This is a genomic window from Bradyrhizobium sp. ORS 375 (assembly GCF_000239775.1).
Classification (GTDB): Bacteria; Pseudomonadota; Alphaproteobacteria; order Rhizobiales; family Xanthobacteraceae; genus Bradyrhizobium.
In genome coordinates, this window is sequence record NZ_CAFI01000114.1 from 33,590 (window position 1) to 50,280 (window position 16,691).

The window sequence follows — 16,691 nt, forward strand, 5'->3', positions numbered from 1 at the left end:
AACACCCTCCCCTGACAACACCGTGTCAACGCGGTGTTAGGGTGATTTAGATACGCCTCATTAACCATGCTTTGACGAATAACTGCTCAACTCCCATCACGGCGGCGGAAGCGTCGCGGCGTAATGTGGAAAGTGAAGCGTATGAATACCGCACGCATTGTGGTTCTGACCATCGCTGTGGGCGCTGGCGGCGTGGCCGCATATCTGGCGAGCGGGTCCGACGACCGGCCGGCGCAAGTCGCCGCACCCGCGCCGCAGGTGCCGACCGTCGACGTCCTCGTCGCCAAATCCGACATCGGCCTCGGCCAGTCGATCAAGCCGGAGCATCTGCAATGGCAGAGCTGGCCGGCTTCGACCGCGAGCTCCAGCTTCATCCGCCGCAATGAACGGCCGGAAGGACCGAACGAAGTGACGGGCACGATCGCGCGGGCGCCGTTCATTGCCGGCGAGCCGATCCGCGAGCAGAAGCTGGTCAAATCCGACGGTTCGGGCTTCATGGCGGCGATTCTGCCGGCCGGCATGCGCGCCGTCTCCACCGAAATCTCGCCGGAGACCGGCGCCGGCGGCTTCATCCTGCCCAATGACCGCGTCGACGTGATCCTGTCGAAGCGTGAGCGCAGTCCGGACCAGCCCAACGCTGGGGACGTCGTCAGCTCCGAAATCATTCTGCCCAACATTCGCGTACTCGCGATTGACCAGGCGCCGAAGGAAAAGGACGGCCAGACCACGGTAGTCGGCAAGACCGTGACGCTGGAGCTGAAACCGGAGCAGGCCGAGACCTTGGCCCGCGCGCGTCAGACCGGAACGTTGTCGCTGGCGCTGCGCAGCATCGCCGACGTCAACATGGTCGAGAAGCGCCAGGACGACAACCGCAGGCGCGGAGACAGCGTTGCCGTCGTTCGCTTCGGCATTCCCAGCACGATGACGACGCAGAAGTGATCGAGAGGACGACCAAGATGACTTGCAGCGAAACTCAGCGGAAACTGCGGACCCTGATGGTCCGCGCGCTGTCGTTCTCGGCCGCCGCTGCGCTGACCTTCAATCCGGCGCTCGCGCCGGTGATCGCGGCGGACTATCGTCCTGCAGCCGCGACCGCCGCCGCGGACGGCCAGATCAACGCGCGCTTCCTCGCCCTCGGCATCGGCAAGTCCGTCGTGATCGACCTGCCGCGCGACATCAAGGACGTTCTCGTCGCCGATCCCAAGATCGCGAACGCGGTGGTCCGCTCGTCGCAGCGCGCCTACATCATCGGCGCCGCGGTCGGCCAGACCAACATCGTCTTCTTCGACGCCCAGGGCCAGCAGATCGCCGCCTATGACATCGCCGTCAAGCGCGACCTCAACGGCGCGCGCGCCGCGCTGAAGCAGCTGCTGCCGAACGCCGACATCCAGATCGAGGGGCTCGGCGACGGCATCGTTCTGACCGGCTCGGCCTCCAGCCAGATCGAGGCCCAGCAGGCCGGCGAGCTGGCGGCGCGTCTCGCCGGCGGCGCCGAGAAGGTGGTCAACTCGATCACGGTGCGCGGCCGCGACCAGGTGATGCTGAAGGTGACGGTCGCCGAGGTTCAGCGCTCGGTCGTCAAGCAGCTCGGCATCGATCTCTCCGGCCAGCTGAACTACGGAACGGCCGTCGTCAACTTCAACAATTCCAATCCGTTCACGGCCTACGGCAGCAACCTCGTCTCGAACAACGCCATCAGCGCAGCGTTCGGATCGACCCCGTCGGTGCAGGCCACGCTGCGGGCGATGGAGAACGCGGGCGTGATCCGCACCTTGGCCGAGCCCAACCTGACCGCGATCTCCGGCGAGTCCGCGACCTTCATCGCCGGCGGCGAGTTTCCGGTCCCGGCCGGCTACTCCTGCGATCCTACAACCCATGTCTGTACCACGCAGATCAGCTTCAAGAAGTTCGGCATCTCGCTCAACTTCACGCCGGTCGTGCTCAGCGAAGGCCGCATCTCGATGCGGGTGATGACCGAGGTCTCGGAGCTCTCCAACGAGAATGCGATCACGCTGTCGCAGGCGGTGACCTCGTCCACGGTCAACTCGCTGACGGTACCGTCGATCAAGACTCGCCGGGCCGAGACGACGCTCGAGATTCCCTCCGGCGGCGCGATGGCCATGGCCGGTCTGATTCAGCAGCAGACCAAGATGGCGATCAGCGGCATGCCGGGCCTGATGCAGCTTCCGGTTCTGGGAGCCCTGTTCCGCAGTCGCGACTACGTGAACAACCAGACCGAGCTGATGGTGCTGGTGACGCCGTTCGTCGTCCGGGCCGTGTCGCAGAAGGATCTCTCCCGCCCCGACGACGGCTTTGCCGCGGCCTCCGATCCGCAGGCCGACCTCCTGGGCAGCATCAACCGCATCTACGGCGTGCCGGGCCGCACCGAGCCGGGTCGCAATTATCGCGGCACCTATGGCTTCATCACGGACTGAGCCGGGACAAGGACCTGCACAGATGACCACGACACCCAGCCCCGCTCGACGCCGCCGACTGCAGCTTGCAGCCGCTCTTGCCGGGACCGCAGTCCTGCTCGGCGCCTGCAATTTCCGCGGCGATCCGGCCGTCACGGCCAGCATTCCCGACGACTACCGGCTGCGCCATCCGATCGCGGTCCAGGAAGCTCCGGACTCCCTCGTCGTCTTTGTCGGCCAGGGCCGCGGCGGCCTGACAGCGGAGCAGCGTGCCGAGGTCATGGGGCTGGCACAAAGCTGGATGCGCCAGGGCACCGGCGCGATCGTCGCCGACGTGCCGAGTGGCACGCCGAACGCCCGTGCCGCCGCCGATTCGATGCGGGAGATCCAATCCCTGTTCGCCGCCGCGGGCGTTCCGCCGCACGGGATGACGGTTCGCAACTACCAGCCGAAGGATCCACGCCAGATGGCCGCGATCCGGCTGAGCTATCCGAAGCTGTCGGCTACCGCAGGTCCGTGCGGCTTATGGCCGGATGATCTCGGGCCGTCGGTCAAGAACAAGAACTGGTTCGACAACAAGCCTGACTGGAACTTCGGCTGCGCCTACCAGCGCAACATGGCAGCGATGGTCGACAATCCGGCCGATCTCGTGCAGCCGCGATCCGAAACTCCGTCCTACACCACCCGGCGCACCGCATTGTTCGAGAAGTACCGCAAGGGAGCGTCAACCGCGATCACGTATCCAGAGGCCGACAAGGCCAAACTCAGCGACACAGGCAAATGATCAGCTACGCCCGACAGACCCCAGAGGAGCAGCCTGACGTCGTGCCGCCGCCGGCCGACGATCATATCGCGCCGGCGCCGCGTGTCTCGGTGCAGGCGTTCTGCGAGACGGTGGAAACCGCCGCCACGGTCCAGGCTGCCGGTGAGGACCGGCGGCTCGGCAAGGCGCATCTGAAGGTTCAGATGGGCGGCATGGCGGCCGCGATCGAGGCCTATCGCTCGGCGCCGACGCCGAACGTCATCATCCTGGAGACCGACGCGCGCTCGGATATTCTGGCCGGCCTCGACCAGCTTGCCACGGTGTGCGATCCGGGCACGCGGGTGGTCGTGATCGGCCGCGTCAACGACGTCACGCTGTATCGCGAGCTCGTGCGGCGCGGCGTCAGCGACTATGTGCTGTCGCCGGTCACGCCGATCGATGTCGTCCGGTCGATCTGCAACCTGTTTTCGGCCCCCGAGGCCAAGGCCGTCGGGCGCATCATCGCCGTCGTCGGCGCCAAGGGCGGCGTCGGCGCGTCGACCATCGCGCATAACATCGCCTGGGCGATCGCCCGCGATCTCGCGATGGACTCGGTCGTCGCCGATCTCGACCTCGCCTTCGGCACGGCCGGTCTCGACTATAACCAGGATCCCGCCCAGGGCATCGCCGACGCGGTGTTCTCGCCCGATCGCATCGACATCGCCTTCATGGACCGGTTGCTGTCGAAGTGCACCGATCATCTGAGCCTGCTCGCCGCACCCGCGACACTCGATCGCGTCTACGATTTCGGTGCCGAGGCGTTCGATGCGGTCTTCGACACGCTGCGGGCGTCGATGCCCTGCATCGTGCTCGACGTTCCGCACCAATGGTCCGGCTGGACCAAGCGCGCGCTGATCAGCGCCGACGACATCCTGATCGTAGCCGCGCCCGATCTCGCCTCGCTGCGCAACACCAAGAACATGTTCGATCTCCTCAAGGCGGCGCGCCCGAACGACCGCATGCCGCTGTACTGCCTGAACCAGGTCGGCGTTCCCAAGCGGCCGGAGATCAACGCCAGCGAATTCGCCAAGGCGATCGAAAGTCCACCGATCGTGACCATCCCGTTCGAGCCGCAGATTTTTGGCGCGGCGGCGAACAATGGGCAGATGATTGCGGAGATGTCGCCCAATCATCGGACGACCGAGATGTTCCTCCAGATCGCGCAGCGGCTTACCGGCCGCAGCGAGACCAAGAAGCCGAAAGGCTCCTTCCTGTCGCCTCTGCTGGACAAGCTGAAGGCGAAGTAAGCCCGCGTGGAGTTCTAAGTCGTGTTTGGTAAGCGTAGCGGAACGGACAACGATACAAGGGCCCTCAGGCCGGCCGCCCCGGCGCCCGAGCTGGCGCCGGCGCCGCGCGCGGCGTCTCCGGCCGTGTCGTCGCCTCCTCTGGCTCCGACCCGGCAGGCGCCTCCGCCGCCGCCGCCCCCAGTGGTGGAAGCCCGGCGCTCGGACAACTATTACCAGGTGAAGGCGACGATCTTCGGCGCCCTGATCGAGGCGATCGACCTCGCTCAGCTCGCCAAGCTCGACGGCGAGTCGGCGCGCGAGGAAATCCGCGACATCGTCAATGAGATCATCGCGATCAAGAACATCGTGATGTCGATCGCCGAGCAGGAGGAGCTGCTCGACGACATCTGCAACGACGTGCTCGGCTATGGTCCGCTCGAGCCGCTGCTGTCGCGCGACGACATCGCCGACATCATGGTCAACGGCGCGGGCACGGTCTTCATCGAAGTCAACGGCAAGATCCAGCGCACCGGCATCCGCTTCCGCGACAACCAGCAGCTGCTCAACATCTGCCAGCGCATCGTCAGCCAAGTGGGCCGCCGTGTCGACGAATCCTCGCCGATCTGCGACGCCCGTCTCGCCGACGGCTCCCGCGTCAACGCGATCGTGCCGCCGCTGGCGATTGATGGTCCCGCGCTCACCATTCGTAAGTTCAAGAAGGACAAGCTGACGCTCGATCAGCTGGTCAAGTTCGGCGCGATCTCGCCGGAAGGCGCGGAGATCCTGCAGATCATTGGGCGCGTCCGCTGCAACGTGCTGATATCCGGCGGTACCGGCTCGGGCAAGACCACGCTGTTGAACTGCCTGACCAACTACATCGACCACGACGAGCGCGTCATCACCTGCGAGGACGCGGCCGAGCTCCAGCTGCAGCAGCCGCATGTGGTGCGCCTGGAAACCCGACCGCCCAACATCGAAGGCGAGGGCCAGGTCACCATGCGCGAGCTGGTCAGGAACTGTCTGCGTATGCGTCCCGAACGCATCATCGTCGGCGAGGTCCGCGGCCCGGAGGCTTTCGACCTCCTCCAGGCCATGAACACCGGTCACGACGGCTCAATGGGCACCTTGCACGCCAACAACCCGCGCGAGGCGCTGTCGCGCTGCGAATCCATGATCACGATGGGCGGCTTCTCGCTGCCGTCGCGCACCATCCGCGAGATGATCTGCGCCTCGATCGACGTCATCGTGCAGGCGGCCCGTCTGCGCGACGGCTCCCGCCGCATCACGCACATCACCGAGGTGATGGGCATGGAAGGCGACACCATCATCACCCAGGACATCTTCCTCTATGACATGATCGGCGAGGATGCGAACGGCAAGATCATCGGCCGCCACCGCTCGACCGGCATCGGCCGCCCCCGATTCTGGGAGCGCGCACGCTACTACGGCGAAGAGAAGCGGCTGGCGGCGGCGCTCGATGCCGCCGAAGCTGCGGCCAAGGAATAACGGAGAGCTCCATGAAGTTTCAGGCTCTCGCCCTCGCCTTCCTCGCCGCGACCGCCATCGGCGGCATCGCATGGGTCTTCATCTATCCGATGCTGTCGGGCGAGCGGAAGGCCGAGCAGCGGCGCAGCTCCGTCGCCAAGGCCGAGCCGGTGGTCCGCCAGGCGGAGCGCAATCAGCGCTCGCGCCGCGAGCAGGTTGAATCGTCGCTGAAGGATCTCGAAGCCAAGGCGCAAAAGCAGAGCAAGGTCCCGCTGAACATCCGGATCTCGCAGGCTGGCCTCGACTGGACGGTGCAGAAATTCTGGATCATCTCGGGCGTCCTCGGCTTCGTCATCTGCGCGATCGCCTTCTTCTCGGGCGGCGGTCCGCTCGGCGCCCTGGGCCTCGGCTTCGCCGCGGGCTTCGGCCTGCCGCGCTGGATTCTGGGCTACCTCAAGAAACGGCGCGAGAAGAAATTCCTCGCCGCGCTGCCGGACGCGGTCGACGTCATCGTACGCGGCATCAAGGCCGGCTTGCCGCTGTTCGAATCGATCAAGGTGGTCGCCGCCGATGCGCCCGAGCCGCTCCGCAGCGAGTTCCTCGCGATCATCGAGACGCAGGCGATCGGCATGCCGCTCGGCGAGGCCTGTGCCAGACTTTATGAGCGGATGCCGCTGCCGGAGGCCAACTTCTTCGGCATCGTCATCGCGATCCAGCAGAAGTCCGGCGGCAACCTCTCCGAGGCGCTGGGCAACCTTTCCAAGGTGCTGCGCGACCGCAAGAAGATGGCCGAGAAGATCCAGGCGATGTCGATGGAGGCCAAGGCCTCCGCAGGCATCATCGGATCGCTGCCGCCGATCGTGATGCTGCTGGTCTATCTCAGCACGCCCGACTACATCTCGCTGCTCTGGACCCATCCCACGGGCCAGCTGATGCTGGTCGGCTGCGTGGTCTGGATGTCGATGGGCATCATGGTCATGAAGAAGATGATCAACTTCGATTTCTAGGGGTGAACCATGGTCGACTTTCTGGTCGCCAAGCTGCACGACCCGCACTTCATGACGATGTTCTTCGCCGCAATCGCGGCGAGCGCTACCGTCTATACGCTGATCATGCCGCTGTTCGCGGGCGAGAACCTGAACAAGCGCATGAAGGCGGTCGCCAGCGAGCGCGAGCGGATCAAGCAGCGCGAGCGCGAGCGGCTGAATGCCGGCGAGAAGGTCTCGCTGCGGCAGACGCCGAAGCAGCTGGTCGCCAAGGTGGTGGACGATTTCAACCTCACCAAATGGCTGGCGCAGGAGGCCGCGCGCGACAAGCTGATCATGGCCGGCTATCGCGGCCATGCCCCCTACATCACCTTCCTGTTCGCCCGCCTGGTGACGCCGGTGGTGCTGTTCGTCGGCTCCGTGCTCTATGTCTTCGTGATCGCGCATCTGGAGAAGTCGATGCCGATCAAGATCGGCATCTGCGTCGGCATGGCCTATCTCGGCCTGCAGGCGCCGATGCTGTTCCTCAGCAACGCGATCTCCAAGCGCCAGCTGTCGATCAAGCGCGCCTTCCCCGATGCGCTCGACCTGCTGCTGATCTGCATCGAGTCGGGCATGTCGATCGAGGCCGCCTTCCGCCGGGTGGCGATCGAGATCTCCAGCCAGTCGATCGCGCTGTCGGAGGAGTTCACACTGACCACGGCCGAGCTGTCCTATTTGCAGGACCGCAAGGTCGCCTATGAGAACCTCGCCCGCCGCACCGGCCTCGAAGGCGTCAAGTCGGTCTGTCTCGCACTCCAGCAATCCGAGCGCTACGGCACGCCGCTCGGCCAGTCGCTGCGCGTGATGGCGCAGGAAAATCGCGACATGCGCATGAACGAGGCGGAGAAAAAGGCCGCGGCGCTGCCGCCGAAGCTCACGGTGCCGATGATCCTGTTCTTCCTGCCGGTGCTGTTCGTCGTCATTCTTGGACCGACCGGCATCAAGGTCGCCGCCATGCAATAGCAGCCGGCCGCGCCAGCGAAATTTTCGCTTGCGGTTACGGCCCCACGCTGGACTCTAGGCGGAGCATGATCGAGGTCTCCGCCTGATGTCCGACACTCTCCGCCGCGCCGACGGCGCCCGCGTCCTCGCTGATCTGAACGCGCTGCGCGCGTTCGGCACCTACAAGACCGGTGTCCACCGCCCGACTTTCTCCGAAGCGCACCGTCAATCGCTGGACTGGCTCGCCGCACGCCTGCCCGATGCGCAGCTCACGCCTGAGATCGACGGCATCGGCAATGTGCTGGGCACCAGCAGCAAGCCTGGCCCCAAGCTGCTGGCCGGCTCGCATCTGGAGAGCCAGAACCATGCCGGCTGGCTCGACGGCCCGCTCGGCGTCATCTACGCGCTCGAAGCCGCCCGCGTGCTCAATCCCGATCCCTCGATCGCAGGTGCCGTCGAAGTTGCCTCCTGGTGCGACGAGGAGGGCCATTTCGGCAGCTTCCTCGGCAGTCGCTCCTATGTCGGCGACGTGAGCGAGGCAGATATCGACGCCGCGCGCGACCGCAGCAGCCCGCGCACGATGCGCGATGCGCTCGCCGAAATGGGCCTCGCGGGGCGTCCTCGCCTGCAGGCCGAGCGCGGCCGCCACATCGGCTATCTCGAAGCTCATATCGAGCAGGGCGATACGCTGGAAAAAGGCGAGCTCAAGGTCGGCGTCGTCACCTCGATCGTCGGCATCTGGCAATACCGTATCACCTTCACCGGCGAGCAGAACCACGCCGGGACGACGCGGATGGCGGTGCGCAAGGACGCTGGCCTGGCGCTCGCCAAATTCTGCGTCGACATCGATGCGCGCTTTCCCTCCGCCTGCGGCCCGCGCACGGTGTGGACCACGGGGCGCATCACGCTCGACCCGGGCGCGCCGAGCATCATCCCCGGCCAGGCCGAGATGCTGTTCCAGATTCGCGACGACAATGCCGCCGTGATCGACCGGCTCGAAGCGCTGCTGCGCGAGATGGCCGAGCAGGTCTCCGCGGCCGGCCCGTGCCAGGTCGCAGTCGAGCGCATCCGCACCGGCGCGCCGGCGATGATGGACGGCCGCTTCCAGGATGCGATCGAGGCCGCGAGCCGCGATCTAGCGGATGGCAAGTCGCTGCGGATTCCGAGCGGCGCCGGGCACGACGCGCAGGTGCTGGCGACGATCATGCCGGCCGGCATGCTGTTCGTGCCGTCGATCGGCGGCATCAGCCATCATTGGACCGAAAACACGTCCGATACCGACATCGTCACCGGCGCCGACGTGTTCGTCGAAACCTGTCGTCGGCTGCTCGCGGGCGCGTCGTAGACGCGCTCACTGGTCCGGCTGGCTCAGCGCAGCCATCGGGACCGCATTGCGCGCCTTGCCCTTGCCCTGGCCTTCGCGCTGCCCCTGAATCATCTGCTTCAGATAGGCGACGTTGGCCGCGGCTTCGTCCGGCGGCAGGTCGGCGCGTGCGATCTGCTCGGCCTCGGCGAAGCGGCCTTGCAGGCCGATCACGAGCGCGAGGTTCTGGCGCACGCGCGCGTCCGCCCGCTGCGAGCCATAGGCCTGGCGCAGCGCCTCTTCCGCCTTCGGCAGCTCCCGCGTCAGCATGTAGGACAGGCCGAGATTGGACAGCACCGACGGCTCGCCCGGCACGATCTTGAGCGCGCTCTCATAGTAACGCCGCGCCTCGTCGTGCCGCGCCATCTGGTCCAGCACGGTGCCCTGCACCGAGAGCAGCTTCCAGTCGGGATTGTCCGGCGAGTGCGCGCGCGACAGCACGTCGAACGCCAGCTTGAAATTGCCGTTGTCGGCGAGTGCGCGGCCGTAAGCCGCGAGCACGGTCTTGTTGCCGGGATTGGCGAGCGTCGCCTGCTCCAGCACGGCGACCGCCTGCTCGCGCTGGCCGTTGTTGCGCAGCGCCTGGCCATAGGCAACGGCGATCGCCGCATCCTTCGGATTGGCCCGGTAGCGCTCGCCATAGACCTCGGCCGCACGCTGCGGCGTGGCCGGCGGCGGCGGCTCGGCGCGGCTGCCCAGCGAGCCCGTGACGTCGGAGACGGTCTGGCAGCCGCCGAGGCCGGCGGCGATGAGAGCGGCGAACGCCACGGAGGCTGCGAGCCGGGCGATGGAAGGCTGCTGACGCATGGTCACTGGACTCAGGGAGAGACGAGCGAATTGAACGCGCCAGCAATAAACTGTTAACGCTAACAGCCGGTTAATGGCGCCATGCGGGCGCGTCGGTCACATCTGCGTCGGCCGAAGGGCCATGCGCCCCGCATGATTGCAGCGGCCGGCAAACTCTGCGAAGTCTGGCCCTCGGGCGCGACTTTAGGGAACCATTAGGCATGCCGTCGATCTTCGAGACCTCCTCCGCAGCGTCAGCGATCCCGATCACCTTCGTATCGAAGACGAGCTGGCCGGAGATCAAGGCGGGCTTGTCGACGGAGGCGCGCAACTTCGCCGAGGCTAATGTCTACACCGCCAAGCCCGGCAGCTGCCTGATCCTGCCCGGCGCCGACGGCCGCATCGCGCAGGTGCTGTTCGGCATCGAGGCCGACGACGCCAGGCACCGCGACCTGTTCCGGCCCGGCACCCTGCCCGGCCTGCTGCCCGCCGGCACCTACCGCTTCGCCAACGCGCCGCATGATAGCAGGCTCGCCGCGCTCGCCTTCGCGCTTGGCAGCTACCGCTTCGGCCGCTATCGCAAGATCGAGACGCCGGAGGTTCGCCTCGTGCCGCCCGCCGGTGTCGACGCTGCGGAGCTCGATCGTCTCGCCGAGGCCGCGACGCTGGCGCGCGATCTCGTCAACACGCCGTCCAACGACATGGGGCCGGAGGAGCTCGAGGCCGCCGCGAAGCAGGTCGCCGACCGCTTCGGTGCGCGTTTCAGCAGCATCGTCGGCGACGATCTGCTGGCGCAGAACTACCCACTCATCCATGTCGTCGGCCGCGCCTCGACGCGCGCGCCGCGGCTGATCGAGCTCAACTGGGGCGATGAATCGCATCCCAAGGTGACGCTGGTCGGCAAGGGCGTCTGCTTCGACACCGGCGGGCTCGACCTGAAGCCGTCGAGCAGCATGCTGCTGATGAAGAAGGACATGGGCGGCGCCGCCAACGTGCTGGCGCTGGCGCAGATGGTGATGGACGCCAAGCTCAAGCTGCAGCTGCGCGTGCTGATTCCGGCGGTCGAGAACGCCGTCGCCGGCAACGCCTTCCGGCCGATGGACGTGTTTCCGTCGCGCAAGGGTCCCACCGTCGAGATCGGCAACACCGATGCCGAGGGCCGGCTGATCCTCGCCGACGCGCTGGCGCTCGCCGACGAGGACAAGCCGGATCTCTTGATCGACATGGGCACGCTCACCGGAGCGGCGCGCGTCGCGCTCGGTCCCGAGCTGCCGCCGTTCTACACCAACGACGACGCGCTCGCCGCCGACGTCGCGCGCTGTGCGGCATCCGAGAACGATCCGCTGTGGCGCATGCCGCTCTGGGCACCCTACGATTCCTGGCTCGACTCCAAGGTCGCGACCATCAACAACGCGCCGTCCGGCGGCTTCGCCGGCTCGATCACCTGCGCGCTGTTCCTGCAGCGCTTCGTCGAGCATGCCAGGAGCTGGCTGCATCTCGACATCTTCGCCTGGACGCCGTCGGCAAAGCCGGGCCGTCCCGAGGGCGGCGAGTGCCAGGCCGCGCGTGCGCTCTACAAGCTCTTGAGCGAGCGCTATGGCTGATCTGCGGCTGACACCGGCGCGCGGCGACATCGCGGCCAGGCATCTCGAAGGTCAGGTCATCGCCGATCGCTTCGTCGACGGCGAGCCGCTCGTCGTCATCGATCCGATCGCGCCGCTGCGCCAGCAGCCGCACGCCGGCGCCGAGCTGGCGACTCAGGCCTTGAAGGGCGAACGCGTCACGATCTACGACCGCAATGGCGAGGGCTGGGCCTGGGGCCAGCTCGCGACCGACGGCTATGTCGGCTGGCTGCCGGACGCCGCTCTCGCATCCCCCGCCGCGGCTCCCACACACCGGATCAGCGCGCTGCGCAGCTTCGCGTTTCCCGGGCCGTCGATCAAGCTGCCGCCGGTGGAGACGCTGGTGATGGGCTCGACGATCGCGGTCACGCGCGAGGACGCGAGCTTCGTCGTGACGGCGGACGGGCAGTTCGTGCCGAAGCCGCACGTCGCGCCGCTTGATGCCGTCGTGCCCGACTTCGTTGCCGTGGCCGAGCGCTTCGTCGGCACGCCATATCTGTGGGGCGGCAAGAGCAGCCTCGGCATCGACTGCTCGGGCCTGGTGCAGGTGTCGCTGCAGGCCGCAGGCACCGCTTGCCCGCGCGACAGCGACATGCAGCTCGCGGCCCTGGGACACGCGCTGACTGATCATGAGCCTGCGCAGCTCCGTCGCGGCGACCTGATGTTCTGGAAGGGACACGTCGCCATCGTGCGCGATGCCGAGACGATCGTGCACGCCAACGCGTTTCACATGGCCACGCAGATCGAGCCGGTCCGTGAGGCGATCGCGCGCATCAAGGCTGGGGGCAGCGAGGTGCTGGCGATCAAGCGGATGACCGCAACAACACCTCATCACGCCGGCATGTCCTGACCATGCCACGAGTCGCGGTGCTCGTGACTGCGCCCTCTCCCGCAAGGGGGAGAGGGCATAACCATTGGCAGCGTGATGATCGTGCCCACCGTTGTTGGAGCGGTGGGCACGGCGTACGACAGGCGCGGTCGGAGCAGCTGGCCGAGCAAGCGCCTTTGCCCACCTTACCGTCCTCCTCCGTCATTGCGAGCGTAGCGAAGCAATCCAGTGCCGAGCAAGGACTCTGGATTGCTTCGCTGCGCTCGCAATGACGCGGAGAGAGCAGTGCAAGGTCAGATGCACCTGTCAAACAGCATGAGGGCGAGCGTCCGTATTCTCGCGGCATCTATTGCCCGAGCTTTGCGGAAGCATCCACCCTCGACATGTGAGAGGGCGCAGGGAAGGCCGGGTGCCGAGCGCACCCGTGGTTGCGTGCAGGAAAGCACGCGTAGTCGCCACAGGTACGGGCCGAACATCCGGCCTTCCCTGCGCGATGGGTTGACGGCTTATACGTGCTCTCCCCAGGGACCGGCTGTCTTGCCCCTGTCAGTCACGGGCGTCATCAGCGCTCGCGACCTTGACGCCAGCATCGGGGCGCCAGGACCACACGATTTCACCGTCCGCATGATGCCGTTCGTCCGTGCGCACAGGCGCACGCAGCATCATCGCGGCCACCGCATCCCGCACCCGACGCCCGTGACGACGCGTTCGCCCCTCTCGTGGGACAGGACGTGCCATGAATGGCGCTGATTGCCCCGGGGCGCAAGCAATTTATTTTGATCAGAAACTATTGACCGATTTTCAGAACACTGACCCGACGGGCAAATCAGCATCCGCGACAATGGCTGATGCCTTGTCGGGATCTCCAACTCGACGACGGAGCGCGACGCCGCCGGCCGCGCCGAGGCCGATCACATAGACCCAGCCTTCGTTGACGCCGAAGACATTGCCGCTGACCAGCGAGCCGACGCATGTCTGCACGACGATCGTCAATCCGACCCACGCGATTCCGTCGCGGCCGCGGACCAGACGGATGTGACCGATCCACATGGCACCGAGCAGGACGAGACCGACCAGTCCCCATTGCCAGGCGACGTACAGGCTTTGGGTCTGCACGTCGTGGCCTGTGCCGCGCATCTGCTGCGGCGGCCGGGCATCGGCGGCGAACGGCGGACGCATCGCGCCGGTGCCGTGGCCCAACAACGGCGCTTCGGCGAGCGACGCCATCGTGCGCCGCCAATCGGGCCGACCTTCCATCGCGCCGCCACCGCTGAGCGTCAGGTGGTGTTGCACCACGTTCTGCACGATCGGCCGGCTCAACAGCGGTGACGCCGCCCAGGCGACGCTGCCGGTCACCGCCGCAGCCCCCAGCAGCAGCATGGCCAAGCGCCTGCTGAGATGACGTATGGCCAGCACGAGCATGAGGGTCGTGATGGCGATGCAGATCGTCTGCGCAGGCGTGACCAGCAACTCATGGCTGAAGAACAGCGCGCCCAGGCCGGCGAGAGCAAAGGCTGCTCCGGTTTGCCCCCGCAAATAGCCGACGAGAGCCGGGCCCACCAACGCGAGCGCACATAACGTGAATGGCTGATGCCGGCCGAGCGCCTGCTCGACCGGCAGCGCTGCCGTCAGCGTCGACGGATCTGCCAGTGCGACCCATGACAGCATCATCATGATGGCCGATGACAGCACAAAGCCGATCAGCACCCAGAGGACGCGATCCGAACGCCTGAAGTGTTGGAGCAGCAGGGGAAGCAGCAGCAGCTTCGACACCGGATTGACCGCCTGCAGTCCAAACTCCCACGGCCCATCAGACCACAACACGCCGATATCGGCCAAGACGAACAGCGCAAGCGGCAGCGCGCAGGCCGGAAGCGCCAGGCTTCTGATGAGCTCGTCCCAATCGATGGTTGGAATCACCGCGATCGACCAGCCGACCATCAGCACCGTCGTCACCGTCGCCGACCATGGCAGCGCGACAGCGGCGAACATTGCGAGCAGATCGACGATCAGGACATAGGCCGGGGCGTCCGCCCAGGGCTGCACGGCTCCGCCCGCCATTGCGGGATTCCGCGTGTCCGGAGCACGGCCCTCGACGTTCATGAGATACGCCTCCTGGAGCATATCGAACTCCCCGATCAGACGGACCCGACGCGTGCGGCTGCAACGCGCCGGCTGCAACGTGACCGCTGCAAGTCGCCCTGGCACTGCCGCCGCGGCACGAGACCGTGGGTTGAACGTCGCCTTCAATACGTGGGAATTTTTCACACGTCAACGAATGTGTGGGATTGTGTCCCACAGTTCGGCCGGCTAAAATTTGGTCATGAATCCGAAATCCAGGTTGCCCGCGCCGCTCACCGCAGCGCAGCTGCATGCCCCGCTGGCGCGGCTGCTGCGCCCGCTGGTGCGGCTATGCATTCGCAGCGGGATGACGTTTCCTGCGTTGGCGCAGCTGCTGCGCGAGCTGTTCGTCAACGTCGCCGAGCACGATTTCGCGCTCGACGGCAAGCCGCAGACCGACAGCCGCGTCAGCCTGCTCACCGGGATCCATCGCAAGGAGGTGGCGCGGCTGCGCGGGGCCGGCGCGCCGGTCAACGTGGTGCCCACGACGTTGTCACGGACCAGCGCCATCATCGCGCACTGGCTCGCCGCCCCCGAGTTCACCGACCCCAGAGGCGACCCGCTGCCGCTGCCGCGAACGGCCGAAGGCGATGCGCCGTCATTCGAGGCTCTGGTCAGCACCATCACCAAGGACGTCCGTCCGCGCGCGGTGCTCGACGAATGGCTGGACCGCAATCTCGTCAGCATCGATGCCGATGACAACATCGTGCTGACGGACACCGGCTTCGTGCCCCGCGGCGACGACGACCGCAAATGGTACTATCTCGGCCGCAATCTGCATGATCATATCGCCGCCGCCGCCGCCAACGTGTCCGAGCCCGCGCCGCGCTTCATGGAGCGCGCGGTGCATTATGACGGGCTGTCGCCGAAGCTCGCCAGACGGCTCGAGGCGCGCTCGCGCGAGCTCGCGATGGAGGCGCTGAAGACCGCCAATCGCGAAGCCAACCGCGCGCTCGCCAAGGACAAGGGCGGCGATGCCCGCTGGAATTTCGGCGTCTACATCTATTTGGAAGAGCCGAAGGATACGCCTGAGGAAGGCGGCCCATCATGAGCAGGCGGCACGTCTCGCGCAGGGCGCTGCTCGCCGGCCTGTGGCTCGCCGGCACGTCGGCGCTGGCCTGGGGGCAGACCCGCAAAGGCGACGACCAGGGTATCGGCGGCACCGGCATCCGCGGCGGCCAGGATCAGGGCATGGGCGGCACCGGCATCGTCGGCGTGATCCAGCGCTTCGGCAGCATCTTCGTCAATGGCGAGCGCGTCAGCTACGCGCCCAACGTGCCGGTCACGATCGATGGCGAGGCCTCATCCGTGAAGGCGCTGAAGATTGGCCAGCTCGCCCGCGTGCTGGCGCAGCGCGACGCCCGGGGCGCGCTCAGCACGGGCCGCATCGAAATCGTCAGCGAGGTCACCGGGCCGATCGAGGCGGTCAGGCCGGGCGAGCTCACCGTGCTCGGCCAGACCGTGATCTCGCCGGGCCAGGAAAGCTGGCGCAAGGTCGGCGCGGAGGTCGCGGTGTTCGGGCTAAGGCGCAGTGATGGCGTGATCGTCGCGAGCCTGGTGGACCCGCGCACGACGGCCACGAGCCGGGTCACCGGCGTCGTGGTCCGTGACCGCAACGGCGTGTCGATCGGCGGGCTGCGGCTCACCGGCGTCGACCAGGCGCTGGTCGGCCGGCGCGTGCAGGCCGAAGGCCGCGTGGCGCAGGGCGTAATGCAGGTTGCGCGGATCAGACCGGATGATCTGAAGGAGTTCGCCCGCGCCAGCCGGCTCCTGGTCGAAGGCTATGTCCAGCGCGTCGGCAACGAGCTGCGCTTCGGCTCCGGCTATGTCGCGCGCGACAACTCGCGCTTCCAGCCGGCGGGCGAAACGCGAGTCGTGCTCAACGCCGTGCCGGACGGCGCCGGTGGGCTGCGCGCCGAATCCGTGCAGGCGGTGACCCGCTTTCCCGGGGAATCCGTGCAAGGCCCGCAGATGCCGCGCGGCCAGGGTCCGGTGCAGGGACCGGGTGGTCCAGGTGGCCCGGGTGGCCGCAACGCTCCGAGCGGCCCGGGCGCGCCGCACAATCCGAGCCCA

At 66.9% G+C, this 16,691-nt stretch carries 14 protein-coding genes; 12 read left to right on the forward strand and 2 right to left on the reverse strand.

The window, feature by feature from the left end; translation table 11 throughout:
• Nucleotides 1-141: 141 nt before the first annotated feature.
• The 8 genes from cpaB (at nt 142) to BRAO375_RS10160 (ending at nt 9,242) form a co-directional block, all read left to right on the forward strand.
• A complete protein-coding gene (gene cpaB, locus BRAO375_RS10125; protein ID WP_035639848.1) occupies nt 142-939 on the forward strand; it encodes a Flp pilus assembly protein CpaB in 798 nt (265 codons plus the stop codon).
• 17 nt (nt 940-956) lie between these two features.
• Entirely contained in the window at nt 957-2,435 is a 1,479-nt protein-coding gene (locus tag BRAO375_RS10130; RefSeq protein ID WP_085964485.1) for a type II and III secretion system protein family protein, read from the forward strand.
• A gap of 22 nt (nt 2,436-2,457) precedes the next feature.
• Nucleotides 2,458-3,198 (forward strand): CpaD family pilus assembly protein, encoded by a 741-nt coding sequence (locus tag BRAO375_RS10135; RefSeq protein ID WP_009027372.1) that lies wholly within the window; start codon nt 2,458-2,460, stop codon nt 3,196-3,198.
• Nucleotides 3,195-4,463, forward strand: coding sequence for a CpaE/TadZ family protein (locus tag BRAO375_RS10140; protein ID WP_009027373.1), 1,269 nt, complete (start codon nt 3,195-3,197; stop codon nt 4,461-4,463). The genes BRAO375_RS10135 and BRAO375_RS10140 overlap by 4 nt, the downstream gene beginning before the upstream one ends.
• Before the next feature lie 21 nt (nt 4,464-4,484).
• Entirely contained in the window at nt 4,485-5,948 is a 1,464-nt protein-coding gene (locus BRAO375_RS10145) for a TadA family conjugal transfer-associated ATPase (RefSeq protein ID WP_083842457.1), read from the forward strand.
• 11 nt (nt 5,949-5,959) lie between these two features.
• Nucleotides 5,960-6,934 carry a type II secretion system F family protein gene (locus BRAO375_RS10150; RefSeq protein WP_009027375.1) on the forward strand — a complete coding sequence of 325 codons (975 nt, stop codon included), beginning with the start codon at nt 5,960-5,962 and terminating at the stop codon, nt 6,932-6,934.
• Nucleotides 6,935-6,943: 9 nt separating this feature from the next.
• The gene (locus BRAO375_RS10155; RefSeq protein WP_009027376.1) at nt 6,944-7,918 is read left to right on the forward strand and encodes a type II secretion system F family protein; all 975 of its coding nucleotides are present in this window, start codon (nt 6,944-6,946) and stop codon (nt 7,916-7,918) included.
• 85 nt (nt 7,919-8,003) lie between these two features.
• Complete coding sequence (locus tag BRAO375_RS10160) at nt 8,004-9,242, forward strand: Zn-dependent hydrolase (protein WP_009027377.1); 1,239 nt, start codon at nt 8,004-8,006, stop codon at nt 9,240-9,242.
• A gap of 6 nt (nt 9,243-9,248) precedes the next feature.
• On the opposite strand, the gene BRAO375_RS10165 is transcribed toward BRAO375_RS10160, so the two are convergent.
• Entirely contained in the window at nt 9,249-10,067 is an 819-nt protein-coding gene (locus tag BRAO375_RS10165) for a tetratricopeptide repeat protein (protein WP_009027378.1), read from the reverse strand.
• Between the two features lie 200 nt (nt 10,068-10,267).
• Here BRAO375_RS10165 and BRAO375_RS10170 point away from each other — a divergent pair, with 200 nt between their 5' ends.
• Entirely contained in the window at nt 10,268-11,650 is a 1,383-nt protein-coding gene (locus BRAO375_RS10170; RefSeq protein ID WP_009027379.1) for a leucyl aminopeptidase family protein, read from the forward strand.
• Nucleotides 11,643-12,518, forward strand: coding sequence for a C40 family peptidase (locus BRAO375_RS10175; RefSeq protein WP_009027380.1), 876 nt, complete (start codon nt 11,643-11,645; stop codon nt 12,516-12,518). The genes BRAO375_RS10170 and BRAO375_RS10175 overlap by 8 nt, the downstream gene beginning before the upstream one ends.
• 780 nt (nt 12,519-13,298) lie before the next feature.
• Here BRAO375_RS10175 and BRAO375_RS10180 read toward each other — a convergent pair.
• Nucleotides 13,299-14,678 (reverse strand): O-antigen ligase family protein, encoded by a 1,380-nt coding sequence (locus BRAO375_RS10180; protein ID WP_244423156.1) that lies wholly within the window; start codon nt 14,676-14,678, stop codon nt 13,299-13,301.
• Nucleotides 14,679-14,820: 142 nt separating this feature from the next.
• Here BRAO375_RS10180 and BRAO375_RS10185 point away from each other — a divergent pair, with 142 nt between their 5' ends.
• Complete coding sequence (locus BRAO375_RS10185) at nt 14,821-15,669, forward strand: DUF6502 family protein (RefSeq protein ID WP_009027382.1); 849 nt, start codon at nt 14,821-14,823, stop codon at nt 15,667-15,669.
• The coding region (locus BRAO375_RS10190; protein ID WP_035639851.1) for a DUF5666 domain-containing protein at nt 15,666-16,691 on the forward strand (1,026 nt) is incomplete at its 3' end. The genes BRAO375_RS10185 and BRAO375_RS10190, both read left to right, overlap by 4 nt.